The following is a 21,294-nucleotide window of genomic DNA, read 5'->3' as shown; positions in this document are numbered from 1 at the left end:
CCCGTTCCCATGCCGAACACGGAAGTTAAGCGCTTCAGCGCCGAAAGTAGTTGGGGGTCTCCCCCTGTGAGGATAGGACGTTGCCAGGCCAACGCGAAGGACGATCAAGCATCTGCTTGGTCGTTCTTTTTTTTATAAAAGTGTTGACAAACGGGATATACAATGCTAATATAATAATTGTCTAGTGGCGATAGCGAAGTGGTCACACCCGTTCCCATGCCGAACACGGAAGTTAAGTACTTCAGCGCCGAAAGTAGTTGGGGGTCTCCCCCTGTGAGGATAGGACGTTGCTAGGCCAACGCGAAGGACGATCAAGCAGATGCTTGGTCGTCCTTTTTTGTCGTTTCCTTTGAAACTTTTCATCTAATCATCTCGTATGAAGAGACAGAAGAGGGGGAGTCAAGTATGCAAATCCGTGAAGCTTCATCCGACTGTACGAATTTGGGAGTTGGAGACATCAGCAGCCCAACCCCACAATGTGGCATTTTATCGGGCAGTCGGTTACCAATCCGTCTTCGAATCAAGCGAAGAGGTCTGTTTCGTCAAACGAGTAAAGCAACCCGTAGATGAAGCAATCACATTGCGATATGAAGAGCGCTCGATCAAAGGTGCCCAAGCGTATGGAATGGATGCGAGTCAAATCGCCATCACGAATAGTAACGTCTCAGAACTACGGGCCAGCAATTGTAATTTCACGAGGAGCCAATTCCGCAATATTAACTTCAGAGAAACCGAGTTCGACGACTTGAATCTTTCCGGCTCACAATATCGATTTGTCACCATGTACGAGTCAGGACGGGCGACGACGTTCTTCCATACAAACCTGACGAACACGATTATGAAAAACTGTCGGCTTGATGGGGTCCAGATCGAGGATTCATCGATTGACGGCTTAACGATTGATGGGGTACACGTCAAAGACCTGTTAGAACATTATCGAAAAGAAACTGGAGGAATGAAACGTTATGAGTGATCTCTACCAAACCCAACACGACTTACAACAACAGATGGCAGAACGGGACCGACTCGCCCGGAAATTAAAAACACTCGACAAGCAAATTGCCGAACATGAAGCTGTGCGAAAGCAACTTCTCAATTCGTTTACGAAAGAACAACGCGATGTCTATGACTTAGATTCATTCTCGCTCGTCAACGCATGGCGTAAACTCAGGGGAACATTCAACGAACAAAAAACGATTGAGTTGGAAGAGGCTGCCCGGGCCGAATTGAAATTACGGGAACACGAAGCGATGGTGGATGAGTTAGCACTTGAGCGTCGTGACTTACATGAGACATTTGAGACATATAATGGGATCGATGCGGAATGGGAGACGTTCATAAAAGAGAAGGAAACTCATTTGAAGCAAGATTCTACTGTTAGGGAAGAATTATATCGACTCACGGATCAACAGGTGAAAACGACTGAGTTAGTTGTTGAATATAAAGAAGCTATCGTTGCTGGAAATTCAGCACGGACGGCCATCTCCAGAACACTTAAACATCTCGATAGTGCGAAAGGTTGGTCGACGTATGATACGTTCTTTGGAGGTGGCTTGATCGCGACAGCAATGAAACATGACGCCATTGATGCTTCGGAACGGAAGATGCATGAACTTCAAGCTGCGCTTGAGCGCTTCTCACGAGAATTGGCTGATGTGAAAGGCGTCGTCAGTGGCTTACACATTGAACGCGGTTCGCTCATTCAATTCGCGGACTACTTCCTCGATGACATCTTTTCCGAGTGGACGATGCATGGACGAATCAATGATTCGCTCGACAAGGTAAAAGGCCTTGATCGTGAAATCACTAAGCTTATTGAGAAAATGACAACAGAAGTGGAACGTCTAGAGCAGCAACTTGAAGAAATCGAAACGAAACGACAACAGCTCATCCTCACACGATGAGCTGTTTGGTCATTCTGGTCGTTTCAACCAATGGCGTAATCCTTTCCCCGCATGCGGTCCGTCGGCGTAGCGAGGGATGACGTGTAGGTGAGCATGTGGCACGGTCTGGTTTGATGCTGTTCCGACATTCCAGCCAAGCGTATAACCGTCAGGGCCATACGTCTCCTCGAGGAATGACTTCGCTTCATGAAGCAATGCATATGTATCGTGCCATTCCGAAGGCGTGAGGTCGAACGTCGTCGCGCGATGTTGTTTCGGGACGATGACGCCAGAGCCGACGAGAACGTCCTGCTCACGGTCGTGCATCAAAAAGTAGCATGTCTCATTCTCGGCGACAACCGTCTGGGATGGATCTAGTTGTGGATGACAAAATGGACAAGTTGACATGGACTTGGTACACTTCCTTTCTATATGAAGTGTATCAAAAGGGGAGCATTATGAATAAATTGATTGATAGGATAGTTTCCCAGGCTGAACGAGAGGAACGCACGATGATCGCCATCTCAGGACACGGGGGTGCTGGGAAGACGATATTCGCAGACGCACTACGCGAGCGCCTCGGAGACGTGAACTACATCAATACCGATCCATATATCACGGACTCGATGTTACGAAAGAGTGCCATGCTCGATTACACGGTCGATGGACAGGAGCATCACTATAAGATGACGGCCTGTCATCCGTCCGCACACCATCTATTATCTCTAGAACGTGACGTCCGCATGGTACGTGAAGGCATCGGTTTCTTCACGATTGACGTCCCATACCTTGAACGAACGTGGATCGATCCGGCAAAACGAATCACCATCATCGAAGGCATGAGCGTCGCGTTTCTCGCTGCTGACTGGTGGGACATAACGGTATACCTATATACGGACAGTGACACCGAGTTTGCGCGACGTTCCGTTCGCGATGTCCAACAACGGGGAATGGATCTCACTTATTTAAAGGCATCGCACGACGAGCGCCGACTCCAATATGAGCTGTTCATGCATCCGCAGCGCGAGAAATTCCAAACGGTCGTCTCGACGAGTAATGATGTTTGGACAATTGAAAGCCACCGCTCATGAAGAACGGTGGCTACGTAACGTCTCTTGAATGCCGAGTCCGAGTCGATCTTGCTCGCGCTCGAGTTGTTCCCAGGTGAGTGAACGATGGCGCATCGTGACGTCATTGGCGATTGACTCGAGCGTACGCTGCTTCTCGATATTGTCGAGCCAGTAATAGACGTCGACCCCGTCCTCGTCGACCCGCCAGAACGATTTGACGACTTCGAACTCGTCGGCCCAGTCACCGACCGGTTTGAATCCATACTTCTCGACGAACGGATACGGCCGTTCTTCTCCGATCGGGTCGATGACGTTACGGACGAACATGAGCTCGAGCCCGGCATGTTCGGTCGCCTGTAACAAGCGTTTCAAGGCAGGGAGCGGTTCGACTTCGACTTTTTCGACGACATCGAACCAGACCCGTTTGCCGTCGGTGTCCCAGACGGTCGCTTCGACGCTGTATGGTGCTCCGGCTGTTGATGGGGCATACATCGTCAAATCGAACGTGAACGGGATGTGCTCTTCAGCACCCGGTTCAAGCTCGGCGGATAGGACGATTGGGACTTCTTGCAAGTCGGCCTCCCGATTAAACTCGTTGCCTTCGAGCGTGATATCTTTGAACGTCGTCAAAAAATTAAGCGTCAACTCTTGCAGGCGCACGACATGCGAAGTGGTGTTCAACACCCGCAGCGTTCCATGAACGGTCTCGTTCGGAATGAACGGGACAGTGTGAAAATAGACGGATGCGTCCAGTTCGGAAAAGAACCATTTTTTAAAGCGATTACCCCATTTCGACATGACGGTCGCGCTCCTTTTCTCTTATAGATTGCACTCTTTTAAATGTTCCCGATTCCAATTCTGAAAAAACATGAAGAAAAAGGTTGCATTATATAACTACTTCACTTATTATAGAGGATGTCGAAACAATTCAAACCATCGCGGGGTGGAGCAGTCTGGTAGCTCGTCGGGCTCATAACCCGAAGGTCGTCGGTTCAAATCCGGCCCCCGCAACCAATTTTTATTTAATTTCATATGTCGTCGCGGGGTGGAGCAGTCTGGTAGCTCGTCGGGCTCATAACCCGAAGGTCGTTGGTTCAAATCCAGCCCCCGCAACCAATTTTTTAAATGAGATAGCGAAACGATGACGTTTCGTGTTTTTTTTTGCGCAAAATTGAGTGTACAATGAGTACGTATCGCTAGAACTACTAAAGGAGAAACATCATGTATACATTGATTACCCACTCCGCGGCCGAGACGCAAGCGGTGGCAGAAAAACTCGCCACGCTCGTCAAAGCCGGGACGGTCATAACGTTGGATGGGGACCTCGGTGCCGGTAAGACGACGTTCACCCAAGGCTTTGGCAAAGGTCTCGGTGTCACGCGTAACGTCAACAGCCCGACGTTCACCATCATGAAACAATACCAAGGGCGCTTGCCGCTCTATCATATGGACGTCTATCGTCTCGAAGACACGGGGGACGATATTGGCCTCGAGGAATACATCAACGGTGATGGTGTCGCTATCGTCGAATGGTCGAACTTGATCGAGTCGTCACTTCCGACGGAACGGCTCGCCATCACAATCGAGCGAATCGGGGACGAGGAACGTCAGTTGACGTTCGCGCCTATCGGCGACACGTACGATGCACTTGTGAAGGAGGTGCTCGCATGAAACAACTCATGATTGACACGTCGACGACACGTCTGTCTGTCGCCTTGAGTGAGCACGGACAGATTCAAGCCGAGGCGACGGTCATGGTCTCGAAAAACCATGCCGTCACGCTCATGCCGATGATCGAACAACTGATGAGCGCGGTCAAATGGACACCGACCGAACTCGAACGCATCGTCGTGACGACAGGTCCTGGATCTTATACGGGGATTCGCATCGGTGTCACGACAGCGAAGACGCTCGCCTACACGCTTCAGATCCCGCTCGTTGGGGTCTCGGCGCTCCGTCTTATGGCGGCGGCCCCGAACACGGAGCTCCCAGTCGTCGCGCTCATCGATGCCCGCCGAGGGAATGCCTATATCGGGCATTATCAACAGAACGAGGCCGTCACACCCGACCGTCACGCCTCGGTCGCCGCTTGGCTCGAAGTCAATATCACAGGACCGTTCGTCGTCGTCGGCGACGTGGAGCCGTTCCGTGACGCACTCGCGTCTTACGATTATACCGAAGCACCGGCCGCGCATAGCTACGGCCGGGCGAGCGATCTCGTCGCCTTAGGTGAAGTCACGAATGATGTCCATGCGTTTGAGCCCGAGTATCTTCGTCTCGCTGAGGCGGAAGCGAAATGGCTCGAGGGACAAAACAATGGCTGATATTAAAATCCGGCGCATGACATGGCTCGACGTCGAAGAAGTGACCAAGGTCGAGGAAGCCTCGTTCGCTATTCCGTGGACGAAAGAAGCGTTCATGAACGAGATGCTCCGCAATGACCAAGCGATCTATTTCGTCGCTGTGCATGAACGACGCGTGGTCGGCTTCGTCGGGGTTTGGCAAATTGTAGACGAGGGGCACATCACGAACATTGCCGTCTTACCGGAATATCGCGGGCAAGGCATCGGCAATCTGCTGTTGATGCAACTCGTTGAATTCGCCCGCTCGAAGTCACTCGCGGCACTCACGCTCGAAGTGCGTGTCTCGAATATCGGCGCTCAAAAGCTGTACGAACAGTTCGGTTTCGAAAATGCCGGACGCCGGAAGCGATATTATCAAGACAATAATGAAGACGCCTATATTTACTGGGCGAAGTTAGGAAGTGAAACAGATGGACACATCGCTCATCCTCGCGATTGAGTCGAGTTGTGATGAGACGTCGGTCGCGCTCGTGCGTGACGGTAAGACGCTTTTATCGAACGTCGTCTCGTCGCAGATTGAAAGTCATAAACGGTTTGGCGGGGTTGTGCCCGAGGTCGCCTCGCGTCACCACGTCGAACGGATCACCTACGTCATCGATGACGCCCTCAGTGAAGCGGGTGTGACGATGCAAGACGTCGACGCCGTCGCGGTCACGCAAGGGCCGGGTCTTGTCGGTGCACTCCTCGTCGGAATCAGTGCGGCCAAAGCGCTCGCTTTCGCCCATAGTAAACCGCTCATCGGCGTGCATCACATCGCCGGACACATCTATGCGAACGAACTCGTCGAGGAGATGGAGTTCCCGCTCGTCTGTCTCGTCGTCTCGGGCGGACACACGGAGCTCGTCTATATGCCCGAGCACGGTGTGTTCGAAGTCATCGGTGAGACACGTGACGATGCGGCCGGAGAAGCATATGACAAAGTCGCACGGACACTCAGTCTTCCTTACCCAGGTGGACCTGCCATCGACCGTCTCGCAGCCGACGGGGAAGATACGTATAAGTTCCCACGGGTCCGGCTCGAAGCCGGAAGTTTCGATTTCAGCTTTAGCGGACTCAAGTCGTCGGTCATCAATGCTGTCCATAACGCCGAACAACGCGGGGAGACGGTCATCCCTGAAAACTTGGCGGCCAGTTTCCAAGCGAGTGTCGTCGAAGTGCTCGTCGAGAAAGCGATTCGTGCCGTGAAAGAAAAAGGAGCGAAGCAATTGCTCGTCGCAGGTGGCGTCGCAGCCAACCGTGGACTCCGCGCTGCGCTCAAAGAAGCGACGGACCGCGAAGGTATCCGCCTCGTCATCCCACCACTTGATCTATGCGGAGACAACGCCGGTATGATTGGGGTTGCGGCACATCACGCATATGTGCGCGGAAAGCGCGATACACTGGCGATGAATGCGGTTCCTGGGTTATCCTTAGAAGAGAGCATGACAGTCTAGGGGGAAATATACAGATGATGAAACGCATAATCATTGGAGGTCTCGTCGTACTGCTCGTCGTCGCGACGTTTTTGCAAGTACGAGAGATTATCCGCGCTTATAATATCGCTTATCAAGAAGAAATCGTGCCGGAAGCGACACGCGTCCGGTCGCTCACGGGAGCGGAATCGCTCGAAGGCATCGGCCGGGTCACGGGGGAGAACACGCTCGTCGAGACGTTGTACGGCTATAAGAGCCTAGACGATCAAGACATCGAGAGCGTCATCGTCGTCGACCGCAACCTCGGCGTCCAACCGAAAGCGAGCGACGCGTATTACGAGATCGCCCCGGGCCGGGAAGCGACCGAAGCGGAAGCGGCCAAGTTCGAGGACATCGTCAACGAATTTGACGAAGAGCAACTGTTCGCACAAGTCATCTCGACGCATGAGGCGAAGTATGTGACGAACCGTGAGGAGACGCTCACGTTCTACAAAGTGTTCGTCCGCGACGTCGACACGAACGAGTACGTGTTCTTCATCACGGAAGACGGCCTCAAGCTCGACTTCCATACACGCGGATTCCAACCGCTGCGTTATTTCTAAACGTAAAACAGGGAAGCTGACCTCCACAATGGAGAGCGGCTTCCCTGTTTTTATACTTCTGGATGATGTTTCTTTTGTTTATACCACATATTCACCCGGCTCACGACGTAGACAATCAGTGCGAGCACCCACATGAGGAGCGTCGACTGATAGAAGTGTCCCCACACCGAGCCCGGGGCGTAAAAACTGTGCACGGTCACATCGACTGGCCAGACGACGAGGCGGATAAACAGGGTGCTCATAAGCAGGCCGCTCAACAAGCTGATGACAATCCCGCTCCACGTCTGGATGATGAAGCCGATGACGACCGGCAAGAAATAAAACAGGAACGACGGAACGACCGTCGGTTCCCCACGAATCAGTTCGGATACGTACTCCGTCCCGGTCGGAACGATGTAGGCGAGACCAGTCAGGAAGGCGTGCATCCACTCGATTCGCATCGCACGGAATCGCATCATGAATGGAGCTCCTCCCATTCTGCATACAGTGCCGTGATCGATTCTTTCGTCGCATCGGACTCGGTCGACAGTTCCTGTGCCCGAGCGAAGTCGTTGAAGACGTCCGGTTCACACAACAGTTGCTCGATCTCTTCGAGACGGGCCTCGTGTTGCTCAATCGTGAGCTCGATCTCCTCGATCCGTTGTTTCATCCGGCGCTCCTCGCGTTGCTGTTCCTTGTCGGCGCGCTGTTTCTTGACGATGACTTGTTTCGTCTCAACGCGTGCGAGTCGGGCCAGTTCTTCAAGTTCTTCTTTCTTCTCGACGTAATACGAGTAATCGCCGAGGTATTCGTCGATGCCGTTCGGTGTGATCTCTAAGACGCGCGTCGCGAGCCGGTCGATGAAGTAACGGTCGTGCGATACGAACAAGATTGTGCCCGGGTAGTCGACGAGGGCGTTCTCGAGAATCATCTTCGAGTCGAGGTCCAAGTGGTTCGTCGGCTCATCCAAGATGAGCAAGTTTGGTTGCTCGAGCTTCAGTTTCGCGAGCGTCAAGCGGGCCCGCTCTCCACCCGACAGTTCATGGACGCGCTTCATCACGTCGTCACCGCTGAACAAGAACTGACCAAGCAGGCTGCGGACTTCTTGTTCACGCATGAGCGGCCAGTCGTTCCAAATCTCGTCAATGACGCGGTTGGCATCCGACAAGTTCTGTTGCTCCTGGTCGTAGTAGCCGATCTCGACGCCGGTGCCGTAGCGGATGTCACCGGTAAGGGGCGGCTGTTGTTTCGTCAACACTTTCAGGAGCGTTGATTTGCCGACTCCGTTCGGGCCGACGAGGGCGACCGATTCGCCGCGCTGCAATTGGAAGCGGAGCTGTTGGGCGATCGGTTCTTCATAGCCGATGGCAAGATCGCTCGCACTCAATACGTCGTTCCCGCTTTGACGTTTGATTGAGAACGAGAGGACGGCACTGCGCTCATCACCGTCCGGCGCTTCCATCCGGTCGACTTTCTCGAGACGTTTGCGGACGCTCTGGGCCCGCTTCGTCGTCGTCGCCCGGGCGATGTTACGCTGGATGAAGTCCTGCATCTTGGCGATCTCTTCTTGTTGCGACTCGAACTGCTTCTTCTCTTGCTCGTAGATGGCGGCCTTTTGTTCGAGATACTTCGTATAGTTGCCGACGAAGCGACGGCTCCGATGGCGTGACAACTCATAAACGACCGAGACGACACGGTCGAGGAAGTAGCGGTCGTGGGAGACGATGAGGACGGCGCCTTTATAGCCACTCAAATACTTCTCGAGCCAGCCGAGCGTCTCGATGTCCAAGTGGTTCGTCGGCTCATCCAAGATGAGCAGGTCTGGACTTTGCAGGAGCATCTTCGCGAGGGCGAGACGTGTTCGTTGTCCACCGGAGAGCGTATCGATACGGCGCTCGAAGTCGTCCGGATAGAAGCGCATCCCGTGAAGCACAGAGCGGATCGTCGCCTCGTATTGATAGCCGCCGCGGTCTTTGAACGTATGTTGTTCTTCATCGTAAGACGACAGCAGGCGCTCATAGGCGGCCGGGTCGTTCAAGATGCGTTCAGAACCCATGTCTTGTTCCATACGGCGGAGCGTCTTCTCCTGTTCGATCAAATCGGTGAAGACGGTGAGCATCTCGTTCCACATCGTCTCGTTCGACTCTAACCCTGAATCTTGGGCGAGATAGCCGATCGTCACGTCTTTCGGTTTCATGATATCGCCTGAGTCATAGTTGTATTCCCCGGCGATGACTTTGAGCAATGTCGACTTGCCGGCGCCGTTCCGGCCGACGAGGGCGACGCGTTCGCCTTCTTGAATTTCGAGTTTGACGTTCTCTAAAATCGGCTCGACGCCGAATGATTTCGATAAGTTATTGACTTGCAGTAGGATCAAGTGAAAAAACCCCTTTCTCTCTATTTAGTATACTTTATTTCTTCCCCATTTCAGGTATATTCATTGAGTGGTCATGTGAATTCGTTTACAATCAAGGTGTATGAAATTAGATTCGTTTGAAACGCGTCGTAAAAAGGAGGCTCTTTCCGTTGAGTCAAAACGAACCAAAGATTCCGCAAGCGACAGCCAAACGGTTGCCACTATACTATCGGTTTATCCAAAGCCTACATTCATCAGGAAAACAGCGTGTCTCTTCTGCTGAACTGAGCGAGGCGGTCAAGGTCGATTCGGCCACGATCCGTCGCGATTTCTCGTACTTCGGTGCGCTCGGTAAAAAGGGATATGGCTATAACGTACAGTATCTGTTAGACTTTTTCCGTAAGACACTGAATCAGGACGAGATTACGAACGTCGCCTTGGTCGGGGTTGGTCATCTCGGGACAGCTTTCGTCAACTATAACTTCCTTAAAAACAATAACACACATATCGTCGTCGGGTTCGACGCAGACGAGACAAAAGTCGGCACGACGATGTCCGGTGTCCCGATTCATCACGTCGATGAGATGGAACAGATCATGAAACAGAACAAGATTGACGTCGCCATTCTCACGGTGCCGTCTGCCTATGCGCAACCGGTCGCGGACGACTTGGTCCGCTTCGGTATCAAAGGCATCTTGAACTTCACGCCGGCCCGTCTCACGGTGCCGGACACGGTCCGCGTCCATCACATCGACTTGTCGATCGAACTCCAGTCGCTCATTTACTTTATGCAACACTATCCATCTGCTGAGGGGGTCCATCAATAATGGAATTACTATCATCGTTGCTCGTCGTCGGTATTCCTGGGGGAGCGAGTATCTTCATTATCGCCATCGTCGCGCTTATCATCTTCGGGCCGAAGAAATTGCCTGAATTCGGACGCGCCGCCGGACAAACGCTCCGTGAGTTCAAAAATGCCACGAGTGGCATGATGAACGAGCATGACGAGAAAGACAAGAAAGAAATTGAGAAGAAAGAGCAGTAATCATGAATCATCAACCTGATCAAGAACGGGCACTGTCCGACCACTTGACAGAGCTGCGGAGACGACTGATGCTGTCGGCATTTGTCGTCTTTGCCTTCTTTTTGATTGCTTTGCCGAGTGTCAAATATGTGCTCGCCTATCTCCAGGCCGACCTCGTCGAACGAGGCCTTGAATTGAACGCCTTTGGGGTCGCGGACCCGCTTATGATTTACTTGAACTTGGCGCTCGTCATCGGGCTCGTCGCGGCTGGTCCGTTTCTACTGTATCAACTGTGGGCGTTTGTCGCACCTGGTCTGCATCCGAACGAGCGGAAAGCGACGCTCGCCTATATTCCGATCATCTTCATCTTGTTCTTGATCGGTCTCGCGTTCGCCTACTATTGGTTGTTCCCGCTCGTCCTCGATATCTCGACGGACCTCGGGCAAGACCTTGGTCTGACGCAAATCATCGGGGCGTCGAACTACTTCACGTTCTTGCTGCAACTGACCATCCCATTCGGACTGTTATTCCAGTTGCCGGTCGTGACGATGTTCTTGACGCGCATCGGTGTCGTGACGCCGTACTTCCTGTCATCGATTCGGAAGTACGCCTACTTCGCCTTGTTCGTCGTCGCGGCCTTTATCACGCCGCCGGATTTGACGTCGCACCTTATGGTGTCACTGCCGCTCTTCTTCTTGTATGAGATCAGCTTATCGATTTCACGTATCACGTACCGGGGCGTGCTCCGACGTGAGAAAGAGGCGATGGTGAAAGAACAGATGGATTTGATGAAACAAATGAATGAGAAGTGAACACCATGTCATACGACGTGGTGTTTTTTTGATTTTAGGGCTATTCAATTTTGAAAAAACAACTTAAAATTAGGAGGGTTAAATCAAAAAATGGATTATTTTTGAAAGTTATGCATTCATAAACAGAAATGAGGAGACTAATGAACAAGTGGTTATGGAGCATGCTCGTGGTGCTCGTCATGATGGTGGCACCGGGAGTCGAAGTTCGAGCAGAAGACTATGCCAAACCGGAAATCATTCCGGCAGGAGAAGTCGTAGGAGATAGTGGGTATGTGTGGCGTTCGGGAAATCCGGAGACGCTTGTTCACATTGAGACCGGTGAGGAATATACGTTACCGATTCGCGTGTCTGCTGCTTATAATATGTATGCTATCGGAGACGGCCGATTTATGTTAAAAGGATGGCCGGAGTGGGTGATGTGGGATATACGTACGAATGAAGCGACGACATTCCCAATCGAAGCAGGAAGTGAGAATCGACTCGTCTCAACGAATGTAACAACAGGAATGATGTTATGGGCTGATGACGAAAAGTATATTATCACATCGATGTCAGGTGATATTCTCGGATCGCTAACGAAAGGCAGCGATCAGGTATACAGTCTGCTCGATGACGGGAACGTCCTCGCATTCGCCGACGGTCAAGTGACGAAGCGGACGGTTACAGGAGAGGTGCTTGAGACAATCAGTTCCTATTCAGGACAGGTGAGGTGGGCCCGTCACATGAAAGAAGCGAATCAATGGTTCGTGATCAAAAGTGATGACTCGGAGCACATGTTTATTTTCGATTTGGCGACGAAACGATGGATTGAGAAAGATGCAGCAAACGTAAGTAATCTTACGTGGAAAGACGGCACCTACTACTTCATGACGCGAGAAATGTATACGACATTCTATGTCAGTTATAACGTCAGCACGAATGAGTGGAAAGAGGCACCGATTGATGACGCTGACATTCGACAACACGGTCCGTGGTACGTTTTTGGTATGAAGAAGACGGAAGTGTACACGCCGGAGTCTTTATGGAAAGCGCCATGGCAACTGAATGTCAATGTGCCGAAAACGACGAATCGCTATGAGGTAGGTCGTCCATATGACGTCAACGGAACGGCCACGCTCGTTGATGGTACGGCCTTACCGATTCCAGCGACTGAGCTGACGGCACGTTTAGCCTATCAAGACGACCTGTTCGTTTGGGAGCAAGGGAAACTGACGTTACAGACGAATGAGTCGTATGACATGATTTTTAAGTGGAACGATTTTGAGCGCCGGTTAGACTTATGGGCATCGAACTATGTGCCGCTCACGCTCGACCCGCCAACCGGTGTCTTAGGTCCGATTAGCGGGAAGACGGCACCGAACACGCCGGTGTTTGTCAGTGTGACGAAAAACTTGTATCAATCGAACTCATCGGATTCATTGTTGAACTATCAATCGGCGACGGTCCAATCGGATGAGTCGGGGCGTTACACGTGGCAACCGGCGCGGTGGTTCACACCTGGATCGCGTGTGACTGTGAAAATCGGTAGTGGGTCAGGTGTTTACGCCGATCCGATTGAACTTCAGACGGTCAAAGAAAGTGACGATACTTCATCAAATGGTATCTCGGTTCTGACGAAAACGGTCACTTCAGGTGTCACATTGAAAACGACGCCGAACGCCGCAGTGGATGTGTTGATTCGCAGTGGCAAATACTACGAAATTTCGAACGAGCAGGCAGATGAAGACGGACTCATTTCGATTAAAGAGTTCAATACGATGCCTGTAGACATCGGAACAAAAGTCTACTTTAAATTGAAAGAGGCACCCGCTTCAGCGTTCCGGCTCACAACCGTGGATACAAGAGTGGAACCGCCTGTCTTTACGTGGACTCGGACACCGTTGATGTACGACAAATCCATCAACGTCACATCGAGTACCGATCAAGCCTATCGCATCTATCGAAACGGTACGCATGTGGCGACAACCCGCACGATGCCGTACACGTTCGAGACGCCATTAAAAGAAGGGGAAGTCATCCTCGTCACACGCTCGAACGGCGATGCGACGTACGAACTCACGAAAACAGTTCGTGCGTTCACACCGACGCTCAGTGTGACGGATACGTTGATGACAAAGACACAAGCGACGCTCACGATCAAGAAGACGAGCACGGCGACGGTGCGCTTCTATGTAAATGACAAGCTCGTCTCGGCCAAACGCCTCTCGACGACACGTTACACCGTCCCCGCCAAACCGGGGGATCGTGTTCGCGTCAAAGCATCGGTCGGCTCGAAATCGCGTGACGTCTCGATCCAGTTGCCGAAGACATCGTTGTCGACGCTCTCGATTAACGATGAGAAGTCGCTCTGGGTCGGATATGTGATCCCGAATAGCACGGTGACGTTGAAAAAAGGGTCGACGGTGCTCGCCACAGCAAAAGCGAGCAGCACCGGACGGGTGACGCTCCGCTTCACCCGTCAACCGGTCAATACGACGCTCTCGTTGACGAGCCAAAACGGGACGTTCCGACATGTGCAGACGGTGAAGGTGACGACTGGACCGACACCGACGCTCATAACGACGATTCCATCAAGTGCATCGAAGACACTGAAGGCGACATCGAACGTCGCGTACGGCACATTGACGCTCACGCGGGGATCGACGGTCCTCGCGAAGAAGACGGTGACGGCCACGTCGACAACGCTCAGCTTCACCCCACAAAAGAAAGGAACGAAATTGACACTCCGTCTCGTGACGCCAAAAGGCCGAAGCGTGACGAAGACGATTTATGTTCGTTAACTGAGAAGCCATTCGCGATGATGCGGATGGCTTTTTTTAGAGATGGGGAACAGGGGGAGGACGTGATACGATGGAGCCAATCGAACATAGGTCAGGGGGAGAAGCGATGGCTTGGGAGTACTATGGGGATGAACTCATCATCATCGGCGTGTTGACGACAATTTTGTTGATTGCCGTGCTGAACTTTTTGAAATCGCGATTCAAGCGAAGACTCGTCTTCTCGTTAACGTTGCTCGTCGTGGGATACGTATCGTGTATCATCGGACTCGTCTTCGTCCGCGGGTGGGACGCGCTGGGCTGGATTTTGATTGGCATTAGTCTGTATGTGATCGGTCTCCTCACCTATATCAGCGTCGTTATCTATCACTGGGTCAAAGGGCGACGCACCACAAACTCATAAGTGAACCGTTCCGGTTACGGGACGGTTTTTTTGTTGTCACACATGGAGTTCAAACTTTAGACATAATTACGTGAAAAAATGAGCAAAGGGATTGTCAAACCTTCTTGTGAAATAGTACACTAAGTTCAGAAAGTAAATGTGATATTTATCACAAACAATAACTTGCCTAACACTCAAAGGAGAGACAACCATATGAAAATCGCAGTCATCGGATGTACACACGCAGGAACAGCAGCCGTCAAAGGATTACTCGCCAAGCACGACAATCTCGACATCACGGTGTATGAACGCAACGACAACGTCAGCTTTCTCTCATGTGGGATCGCCCTCCACGTCGGCGGTGTCGTCAAACGTGCGGAGGAGCTCTTCTACGCGTCACCGGCCGAGCTCGAAGAACTCGGTGCGACGATGCGCATGAAGCACGACGTGTTGAACATCGACACGGAAGCGAAGACGGTCCATGCGAAAAACCTCGACACGGGAGAAGACGTCTATGACACGTTCGACCGTTTGATCGTCACGACTGGTTCATGGCCGATCGTCCCGACGCTTCCTGGCATCGAGATGACGGGGATTGAGCTCTGCAAAAACTATGGCCACGCCCAACGCATCATCGAGCGGGCAAAAGACGCGACGAACATCGCCGTCATCGGTGCCGGCTATATCGGTGTCGAGCTCGTCGAGGCGTTCGAAGTGTACGGCAAACACGTCACGTTCATCGATAGTGCCGACCGCATCTTGAACAAGTACCTCGACAAATCGTTCACAGACCAACTCGAGGCAGACATGACGTCACGCGGCATCGACCTCGAGCTCGGCCAGACGGTCGAAGCGTTCCGTGGGACAGATGGAAACGTCACGCACGTCGTGACCGATAAAGGTGAGTTCGAGGCTGACCTCGTCATCCTCTGTGTCGGCTTCCGCCCGAACACAGGACTCCTTCAAGGCCAAGTCGACATGCTCGGCAACGGCGCCATCATCGTCGACGAGTATATGCGCACGAGCAACCCGGACGTCTTCGCCGCTGGTGACAGCTGTGCCGTCTATTACAACCCGGCGCGCACACACGCCTACATCCCGCTCGCGACGAATGCCGTCCGCATGGGAACGCTCGTCGCTGAGAACTTGATCGCACCGCGTGTCCGCTATCAAGGGACGCAAGGGACGTCAGGTCTTCGCCTGTATGATTGGAACATCGCCTCATCAGGTCTCACGGAAGAAGCGGCCGGCCTGTTCGGCCTCGACGTCGAGAGCGTCGTGGTTGAAGACGCGTATCGTCCGGAGTTCATGCCGACGGCGGAACCGGTCCAGTTCAAACTCGTCTATGAAGTCGGCACGCATCGCGTCGTCGGCGGACAAGTTCTCTCGAAAGCGGACATGACGCAAGCGGTCAACACGTTGTCGCTCGCGATCCAAAACGAGATGACGGTCGAAGAGCTCGCTTACGTCGACTTCTTCTTCCAACCGCATTACAACAAGCCATGGCACTTCATCAACAGTGGTGCGCTCGCGGCGATGAAAGATAAAGTCAACGCATAAAAAAACTCGGGAGCCGCGGCTTCCGAGTTTTTTTATAGATAGCGTGGGGCGTCCTTCATCGAGTTGGCGAGAATCATGTAGATGAGGACGTTCCCCGGTACGATCAGGAAGAGCAGACGTACACCGAGGGGCGACAAGTCGAAATACTCGGCGATGCCGCCGCAGACACCAAAGAGCGATCGGTTCGTGGCGGATTTACGAAGCGGACGTTGCATAAGCATGGCTCCTATCTCAACTGTGATATGAAAATTTTACCATATAGACCTACTGGAAATGTATAGGTTTCGTAGGTTTTTTTTCGTCTGAAGCCGGGGAAGTGGTAAGAGAAAGCTAATGTGTCACCTGGTCCTGTCAAAGGAGGAGCCCATATGGCTAAGAAGGAAAAATAACCGTACCATATCGTCACGTTCACGTTTCCAGAGGAGTCCATCTCGTATCAAGCGTTCAGCAAGTTGAAAAAGTATCACGCCGAAGGACTCGTCGGGTTCGAACAACTCGTCATCATCAAGCGTGAAGACAACGGTGCCTTCTCGTTCGAGGATGCCGTTCAACTGACACCGACGAACAAGTCGACCAAAGGCGCGCTCATCGGTATGGCCGTCGGGATTCTCGGCGGACCGTTCGGGATTCTGTTCGGTACGCTCACGGGAGGACTCATCGGAGGAACGAAAGATTTGAAACACGTCCAGAGTATTCAAGAGACGTTCAAGCGGACGGTCGGGAATATCGAGCCCGGACAGACCGGGGTGATGGCAATCGGGGAAGAGTTCGATCACTCGGTGCTCGATGGACTGGCGGCTGAACTTGGCGGCACGGTGACACGGACAGACTAAGAACTGTGAAGGGGAGTCGGACTACATGAAGATTGGTATTTTAGGGGCCGGGAAAGTCGGACGGACGCTCGGGCGCAAGTTCGAAGACGTCGGCTATGAAGTGTTGTATGGGACACGCTCGGAGCGCGAGGGGACGCTGTCGCTCCAGGAAGTAGCATCGAATGCGCAAATCCTCTTATTGACGACACCGTTCGCGGCGGCCGTCGATTTGATTCAATCGCTCCGGGACTTGGACGACAAAATTGTCATCGATGTGACGAATCCGATTGCCAAAGAGTTTGACGCCATCGAGCGGCCGGAAGGGAAATCAGGGGCCGAGCATCTGCAGGAACTTGCGCCGCACGTCCGCATCGTCAAGGCGTTCAATCAGACCGGTGTCGAGAACTTGGAGAACCCGAACATGTCGATGATGTTCATCGCCGGTGACGAGCAAGAGTCGGTGCGAGCCGTTCAAGACCTTGCCTCGAAGATCGGCTTCGACGCCCATACGCTGCGTCACTTGAAACTGGCGCGAGAGCTCGAGTCGCTCGCTTGGCTATGGATTCATTATGCGACGAAAGAACGGAAGCACCGGAATTTCGCGTTTTACTTGAAAGAGAATAATTTCTGACGATCAAGACGGCTACGCGAGTGCGTGGCCGTCTTGCGTAGGTACACGTATAATAGGGATGAACACTAATTTCATTGTCGTAGGAGGATACACATGGGCTTCGCCATTTTGACATTTATCGTCGCGTTTATCCACGTGATCGCGGGAGCGGTCGTGTTACATAAATATCCGCAACATAAGTCGATTGCCATCAGTATGATCGTGCTCGGTTTCCTATATGGACTGTTGACGGTCGGATTTATCGTGTTATAGAAGAACATAGAAAAGACCGGTCAGACTTAGGCCTGACCGGTCTTCTCTGTCCCAAGCGGAGTCGCTTGGGATTTTCTTATGCCGATTTATCGGTCTTTTCTTTTTTTGCTTTTCGGGCGAGCGTCAAAATCTGATACACCTTGAAGAAGTCATACGCGGCTACGGCGATAATGAAGTACGTCCAGAAGCTGAAGCCGTACTCTTGCACCGAGTAGTAGGCGAGGACGGTAAACAGAATCCCGAATGAGAGACTGAACAAAAACATAACTTTTAAGTGTCGCGGCATCGATGCCACCTCATTTCTACATTAAGAATAATACGACCATGACGAGCGCGTTGTTGAACGCGTGAATCGCGATCGGCACGATCAAGCGACGCGTCTTGGCATAAGCGACCGTGAAGGCGAAGCTCATCGCCACGTAAACGAGAATCTTGTTGTCACCATGGATGAGCGCGAATAAGAGCGAACTGACCGCGAAGGCAATCCAGAACCCGAAGCGGGCGCTCAAATTGCCGAACAAGATGTGACGGAACAGAATCTCTTCCATAATCGGTCCGAGCAAGACGACCGAGAGCGTCATGACCGGGACGAGACGGACGATGTCCGCGATTTGCTCGGTGTTCTGGGAGCCCATGACGTCACCGGAGATCCACGTCTCAATCAAGTTGGCGACGATGACGAGCCCGTACTGCATGAGGATTCCGAGCCCGATCCATTTGACCGTGTCGTTCAAGTTCGCCTGGATGCCTTGCTGTTTATACAGCTTCAAGTCGGGCCAGAGCAAGAAGACCGAGATGATGATTGTCAAGCTGAACCCGATAGCGAACCAGAGTCCGGTCGACGTCGGCGTGATCCATTCCGGACGCAGTCCGCTAATCAATACCGGAAAGAATTGAACAAACGCGTAGAGCAGAATCGGGATGATATGCCGAATCCGAATGTTAGGCGCCATCGAAAAACGGGTATTTATCGATTGGTTTGAGTTTAGTGTAGCCAATTCAACACGTCCTTATTCCTAAGAGTCAACGTTCCTTTTCACCATTGTAACAAATAAGGTCTCTTGACCGCGAGTGGAAGCATTTTTTTGATGTTCCCGCTTGCATTTTCAGTCGTCTCATACTACACTAATCAGTGTTAGCACTCCTTTTTGATGAGTGCTAAAACTTACGATTCAACGATACATCATTCATATTCGGAGGAGGTTTTTTCTATGTTAAAACCACTAGGCGATCGCGTCATCATCGAAGTCGTGGAGAAAGAAGAAAAGACGATCGGAGGCATCGTGCTTCCTGACACGGCGAAAGAGAAGCCGCAACAAGGACGCGTCCTTGCAGTCGGTACAGGCCGCGTCACGGACCAAGGTGAGCGGATCGCGCTCGACGTCAAAGAAAATGATTTGGTCATCTACTCGAAGTACGCGGGTACCGAAGTGAAGCATGAAGGCAAAGAATACTTAATCGTTCGAGAGAGCGACATTCTCGCAATCGTAGGCTAAGACTCACCATTTTTCAAAAATCTTGTTTAGGGGGAAATGAACAATGGCAAAAGAAATCAAATTCTCAGAAGATGCACGTCATGCGATGCTTCGCGGTGTCGACGCACTCGCTGACGCGGTAAAAGTAACAATCGGACCGAAAGGACGTAACGTTGTCCTTGAGAAAAAGTTCGGCTCACCGCTCATCACGAATGACGGCGTGACGATCGCGAAAGAAATCGAACTCGAAGACCACTTCGAAAACATGGGCGCGAAGCTCGTTGCTGAAGTCGCCTCGAAGACGAACGAAGTCGCAGGGGACGGTACGACAACAGCGACAGTCCTCGCTCAAGCGATGATTCGTGAAGGTCTCAAGAACGTGACAGCGGGCGCAAACCCGATGATTCTTCGTAAAGGAATCGACAAAGCAGTTCGTCGTTCACTCGAAGAGTTGAAAGAAATCTCGAAACCAATCGAGTCGAAAGAAGCGATCGCCCAAGTCGCGGCCATCTCAGCAGCGGACGAAGAAGTCGGCGAGTTGATCGCTGAAGCGATGGAGCGTGTCGGCAACGATGGCGTCATCACGATTGAAGAATCACGCGGCTTCACGACAGAACTTGACGTCGTCGAAGGGATGCAGTTCGACCGTGGTTACTTGTCACCATACATGATCTCAGACTCAGATAAGATGGAAGCGGTGCTCGACAACCCGTTCATCTTGATCACCGATAAGAAAATCTCGAACATCCAAGAAATTATCCCAGTGCTTGAGCAAGTCGTACAACAAGGGAAACCAATCCTCATCGTTGCGGAAGACATCGAAGGCGATGCGCTCGCGACACTCGTCTTGAACAAGCTCCGCGGTACGTTCAACGCGGTCGCAGTCAAGGCACCAGGATTCGGCGATCGTCGTAAAGCGATGCTCGAAGACCTCGCGACGCTCACAGGCGGCCAAGTCATCACTGAAGACCTCGGCCTCGAGCTCAAGTCGGCAACGCTTCAACAGCTCGGACGCGCATCGAAAGTTGTCGTCACGAAAGACACGACAACAATCGTCGAAGGTGCTGGGGACGAAGCGGCAATCAAAGCACGCGTTCAAACGATTCGCAACCAAATCGAAGAGACATCATCTGACTTCGACCGTGAGAAACTCCAAGAGCGTCTCGCGAAACTTGCAGGCGGCGTAGCCGTCGTCAAAGTCGGCGCAGCGACAGAGACGGAACTTAAAGAACGTAAGCTCCGCATCGAAGACGCGCTCAACGCGACACGTGCAGCGGTCGAAGAAGGGATCGTCGCAGGTGGTGGTACGGCGTTCATTAACGTCATCCCAGCGGTTCGTGCGTTGCTTGCAGAAGTGACAGCGGATGAAGCGACAGGTGTCAAACTTGTCCTTCGTGCCCTCGAAGCACCGGTCCGTCAAATCGCGGAAAACGCGGGCGAAGAAGGTTCGGTTATCGTCGAGAAGCTCAAGAACGAATCGGTCGGCATCGGCTACAACGCCGCGACGGGCGAGTACGTCGACATGATCGCACACGGGATCGTCGATCCGGCGAAAGTGACGCGCTCAGCACTTCAAAACGCAGCATCTGTCTCAGCCATGTTCCTCACAACGGAAGCGGTCATCGCAGACAAGCCAGAACCAGCAGGCGCTGGCGGCGGCATGCCTGACATGGGTGGCATGGGTGGAATGGGCGGAATGATGTAAGTCATACGCTCAATTAGAAACCATTCATCAGCGGAAGCTGGTGGGTGGTTTTTTTGTGTTGACAGTGATGCTTAACAATTGGAGTGACAATTAGCAAAGTCAGTTAAGAATTCTTCTTCTTCACTACCGATTGTATTCTTTAAATAATCCCCATGTTATATAATGGAATTAATAAAATAAAAAAGTAATATAATGTATT

Annotated in this window: 26 protein-coding genes, 2 tRNA genes and 2 rRNA genes; 23 read left to right on the top strand and 7 right to left on the bottom strand. The window is 52.1% G+C overall.

Annotated elements, in window-relative coordinates; all coding sequences use genetic code 11:
* From rrf (KNP64_RS13910) to KNP64_RS13895, 4 genes are all read left to right on the top strand, one after another.
* Nucleotides 1–89 (top strand): 5S ribosomal RNA (gene rrf / locus KNP64_RS13910); the annotation flags it as partial.
* 91 nt (nucleotides 90–180) lie between these two features.
* Nucleotides 181–296: ribosomal RNA gene (gene rrf, locus KNP64_RS13905) — 5S ribosomal RNA — on the top strand.
* A 152-nt stretch (nucleotides 297–448) separates the two neighbouring features.
* The gene (locus KNP64_RS13900; protein ID WP_214794028.1) at nucleotides 449–973 is read left to right on the top strand and encodes a pentapeptide repeat-containing protein; all 525 of its coding nucleotides are present in this window, start codon (nucleotides 449–451) and stop codon (nucleotides 971–973) included.
* Nucleotides 966–1,904, top strand: a complete 939-nt coding sequence (locus tag KNP64_RS13895; protein WP_214794025.1) for a coiled-coil domain-containing protein — start codon at nucleotides 966–968, stop codon at nucleotides 1,902–1,904. The genes KNP64_RS13900 and KNP64_RS13895 overlap by 8 nt, the downstream gene beginning before the upstream one ends.
* Nucleotides 1,905–1,913: 9 nt before the next feature.
* On the opposite strand, the gene KNP64_RS13890 is transcribed toward KNP64_RS13895, so the two are convergent.
* Nucleotides 1,914–2,291, bottom strand: coding sequence for an HIT family protein (locus KNP64_RS13890; protein ID WP_214754806.1), 378 nt, complete (start codon nucleotides 2,289–2,291; stop codon nucleotides 1,914–1,916).
* A gap of 50 nt (nucleotides 2,292–2,341) precedes the next feature.
* On the opposite strand from KNP64_RS13890, the gene KNP64_RS13885 reads away from it, so the two are divergent.
* The gene (locus tag KNP64_RS13885) at nucleotides 2,342–2,974 is read left to right on the top strand and encodes a uridine kinase family protein (RefSeq protein ID WP_214794022.1); all 633 of its coding nucleotides are present in this window, start codon (nucleotides 2,342–2,344) and stop codon (nucleotides 2,972–2,974) included.
* Here the strand turns inward: KNP64_RS13885 and KNP64_RS13880 are convergent.
* A complete protein-coding gene (locus KNP64_RS13880) occupies nucleotides 2,969–3,751 on the bottom strand; it encodes a sporulation protein (protein ID WP_214794020.1) in 783 nt (260 codons plus the stop codon). The genes KNP64_RS13885 and KNP64_RS13880 overlap by 6 nt on opposite strands.
* A gap of 139 nt (nucleotides 3,752–3,890) precedes the next feature.
* Between KNP64_RS13880 and KNP64_RS13875 the strand changes: the two genes are divergently transcribed.
* From KNP64_RS13875 to KNP64_RS13845, 7 genes are all read left to right on the top strand, one after another.
* Nucleotides 3,891–3,967 (top strand) — tRNA-Met (locus KNP64_RS13875).
* 25 nt (nucleotides 3,968–3,992) lie between these two features.
* Nucleotides 3,993–4,069, top strand: a tRNA-Met gene (locus KNP64_RS13870).
* A 105-nt stretch (nucleotides 4,070–4,174) separates the two neighbouring features.
* Nucleotides 4,175–4,624 carry a tRNA (adenosine(37)-N6)-threonylcarbamoyltransferase complex ATPase subunit type 1 TsaE gene (tsaE, locus tag KNP64_RS13865; protein WP_214764625.1) on the top strand — a complete coding sequence of 150 codons (450 nt, stop codon included), beginning with the start codon at nucleotides 4,175–4,177 and terminating at the stop codon, nucleotides 4,622–4,624.
* The gene (gene tsaB / locus KNP64_RS13860; protein WP_214764626.1) at nucleotides 4,621–5,277 is read left to right on the top strand and encodes a tRNA (adenosine(37)-N6)-threonylcarbamoyltransferase complex dimerization subunit type 1 TsaB; all 657 of its coding nucleotides are present in this window, start codon (nucleotides 4,621–4,623) and stop codon (nucleotides 5,275–5,277) included. Before tsaE ends, tsaB begins: the two co-directional genes overlap by 4 nt.
* A complete protein-coding gene (gene rimI / locus KNP64_RS13855; RefSeq protein ID WP_214794017.1) occupies nucleotides 5,270–5,755 on the top strand; it encodes a ribosomal protein S18-alanine N-acetyltransferase in 486 nt (161 codons plus the stop codon). The genes tsaB and rimI overlap by 8 nt, the downstream gene beginning before the upstream one ends.
* Nucleotides 5,727–6,749 carry a tRNA (adenosine(37)-N6)-threonylcarbamoyltransferase complex transferase subunit TsaD gene (tsaD, locus tag KNP64_RS13850; protein ID WP_034781406.1) on the top strand — a complete coding sequence of 341 codons (1,023 nt, stop codon included), beginning with the start codon at nucleotides 5,727–5,729 and terminating at the stop codon, nucleotides 6,747–6,749. Before rimI ends, tsaD begins: the two co-directional genes overlap by 29 nt.
* A 14-nt stretch (nucleotides 6,750–6,763) precedes the next feature.
* Nucleotides 6,764–7,330: a hypothetical protein gene (locus KNP64_RS13845; protein WP_214794014.1), complete on the top strand. Its 567-nt coding sequence runs from the start codon at nucleotides 6,764–6,766 to the stop codon at nucleotides 7,328–7,330.
* A gap of 50 nt (nucleotides 7,331–7,380) precedes the next feature.
* Here KNP64_RS13845 and KNP64_RS13840 read toward each other — a convergent pair whose 3' ends face one another.
* Together KNP64_RS13840 and abc-f are read right to left on the bottom strand one after the other, a co-directional pair.
* Complete coding sequence (locus tag KNP64_RS13840) at nucleotides 7,381–7,788, bottom strand: hypothetical protein (protein WP_214794011.1); 408 nt, start codon at nucleotides 7,786–7,788, stop codon at nucleotides 7,381–7,383.
* Complete coding sequence (abc-f, locus tag KNP64_RS13835; protein ID WP_214794008.1) at nucleotides 7,785–9,686, bottom strand: ribosomal protection-like ABC-F family protein; 1,902 nt, start codon at nucleotides 9,684–9,686, stop codon at nucleotides 7,785–7,787. Before abc-f ends, KNP64_RS13840 begins: the two co-directional genes overlap by 4 nt.
* Before the next feature lie 149 nt (nucleotides 9,687–9,835).
* Here abc-f and KNP64_RS13830 point away from each other — a divergent pair, with 149 nt between their 5' ends.
* The 6 genes from KNP64_RS13830 (at nucleotide 9,836) to KNP64_RS13805 (ending at nucleotide 16,220) form a co-directional block, all read left to right on the top strand.
* Nucleotides 9,836–10,492, top strand: coding sequence for a redox-sensing transcriptional repressor Rex (locus KNP64_RS13830; protein WP_029596207.1), 657 nt, complete (start codon nucleotides 9,836–9,838; stop codon nucleotides 10,490–10,492).
* Nucleotides 10,492–10,710 carry a twin-arginine translocase TatA/TatE family subunit gene (locus KNP64_RS13825; protein ID WP_131436738.1) on the top strand — a complete coding sequence of 73 codons (219 nt, stop codon included), beginning with the start codon at nucleotides 10,492–10,494 and terminating at the stop codon, nucleotides 10,708–10,710. The genes KNP64_RS13830 and KNP64_RS13825 overlap by 1 nt, the downstream gene beginning before the upstream one ends.
* 2 nt (nucleotides 10,711–10,712) lie before the next feature.
* Nucleotides 10,713–11,501: a twin-arginine translocase subunit TatC gene (gene tatC, locus KNP64_RS13820; RefSeq protein WP_214794005.1), complete on the top strand. Its 789-nt coding sequence runs from the start codon at nucleotides 10,713–10,715 to the stop codon at nucleotides 11,499–11,501.
* 140 nt (nucleotides 11,502–11,641) lie between these two features.
* The gene (locus KNP64_RS13815; protein ID WP_214794002.1) at nucleotides 11,642–14,281 is read left to right on the top strand and encodes a hypothetical protein; all 2,640 of its coding nucleotides are present in this window, start codon (nucleotides 11,642–11,644) and stop codon (nucleotides 14,279–14,281) included.
* A gap of 106 nt (nucleotides 14,282–14,387) precedes the next feature.
* The gene (locus KNP64_RS13810; RefSeq protein WP_214764632.1) at nucleotides 14,388–14,681 is read left to right on the top strand and encodes a YesK family protein; all 294 of its coding nucleotides are present in this window, start codon (nucleotides 14,388–14,390) and stop codon (nucleotides 14,679–14,681) included.
* A 192-nt stretch (nucleotides 14,682–14,873) separates the two neighbouring features.
* Entirely contained in the window at nucleotides 14,874–16,220 is a 1,347-nt protein-coding gene (locus tag KNP64_RS13805) for an FAD-dependent oxidoreductase (RefSeq protein WP_214793999.1), read from the top strand.
* Between the two features lie 32 nt (nucleotides 16,221–16,252).
* On the opposite strand, the gene KNP64_RS13800 is transcribed toward KNP64_RS13805, so the two are convergent.
* The gene (locus KNP64_RS13800; RefSeq protein WP_034815538.1) at nucleotides 16,253–16,435 is read right to left on the bottom strand and encodes a PspC domain-containing protein; all 183 of its coding nucleotides are present in this window, start codon (nucleotides 16,433–16,435) and stop codon (nucleotides 16,253–16,255) included.
* Nucleotides 16,436–16,672: 237 nt separating this feature from the next.
* On the opposite strand from KNP64_RS13800, the gene KNP64_RS13795 reads away from it, so the two are divergent.
* From KNP64_RS13795 to KNP64_RS13785, 3 genes are all read left to right on the top strand, one after another.
* Nucleotides 16,673–17,053 carry a hypothetical protein gene (locus KNP64_RS13795; protein ID WP_251126465.1) on the top strand — a complete coding sequence of 127 codons (381 nt, stop codon included), beginning with the start codon at nucleotides 16,673–16,675 and terminating at the stop codon, nucleotides 17,051–17,053.
* 25 nt (nucleotides 17,054–17,078) lie between these two features.
* Nucleotides 17,079–17,663, top strand: a complete 585-nt coding sequence (locus KNP64_RS13790) for an NADPH-dependent F420 reductase (protein WP_214709399.1) — start codon at nucleotides 17,079–17,081, stop codon at nucleotides 17,661–17,663.
* A 93-nt stretch (nucleotides 17,664–17,756) separates the two neighbouring features.
* Nucleotides 17,757–17,915 carry a hypothetical protein gene (locus tag KNP64_RS13785; RefSeq protein WP_199666979.1) on the top strand — a complete coding sequence of 53 codons (159 nt, stop codon included), beginning with the start codon at nucleotides 17,757–17,759 and terminating at the stop codon, nucleotides 17,913–17,915.
* A gap of 76 nt (nucleotides 17,916–17,991) precedes the next feature.
* Here the strand turns inward: KNP64_RS13785 and KNP64_RS13780 are convergent, their stop codons facing one another.
* Together KNP64_RS13780 and KNP64_RS13775 are read right to left on the bottom strand one after the other, a co-directional pair.
* Nucleotides 17,992–18,201, bottom strand: coding sequence for a YdiK family protein (locus tag KNP64_RS13780; protein WP_021065367.1), 210 nt, complete (start codon nucleotides 18,199–18,201; stop codon nucleotides 17,992–17,994).
* 16 nt (nucleotides 18,202–18,217) lie between these two features.
* On the bottom strand, nucleotides 18,218–18,913 hold the full coding sequence (locus KNP64_RS13775; protein ID WP_251126464.1) for a CPBP family intramembrane glutamic endopeptidase: 696 nt from the start codon (nucleotides 18,911–18,913) through the stop codon (nucleotides 18,218–18,220).
* A 213-nt stretch (nucleotides 18,914–19,126) separates the two neighbouring features.
* On the opposite strand from KNP64_RS13775, the gene groES reads away from it, so the two are divergent.
* Both groES and groL read left to right on the top strand, forming a co-directional pair.
* A complete protein-coding gene (gene groES / locus KNP64_RS13770; protein WP_021065365.1) occupies nucleotides 19,127–19,411 on the top strand; it encodes a co-chaperone GroES in 285 nt (94 codons plus the stop codon).
* Between the two features lie 43 nt (nucleotides 19,412–19,454).
* Nucleotides 19,455–21,095: a chaperonin GroEL gene (gene groL / locus KNP64_RS13765; RefSeq protein ID WP_131472786.1), complete on the top strand. Its 1,641-nt coding sequence runs from the start codon at nucleotides 19,455–19,457 to the stop codon at nucleotides 21,093–21,095.
* Nucleotides 21,096–21,294 lie beyond the last annotated feature (199 nt).

Source organism: Exiguobacterium sp. s64, from assembly GCF_018618035.1.
Classification (GTDB): Bacteria; Bacillota; Bacilli; order Exiguobacteriales; family Exiguobacteriaceae; genus Exiguobacterium; species Exiguobacterium mexicanum_A.
Note: the sequence above shows the minus strand (reverse complement) of the source record. Positions and strands in the feature narration are given on the sequence as shown.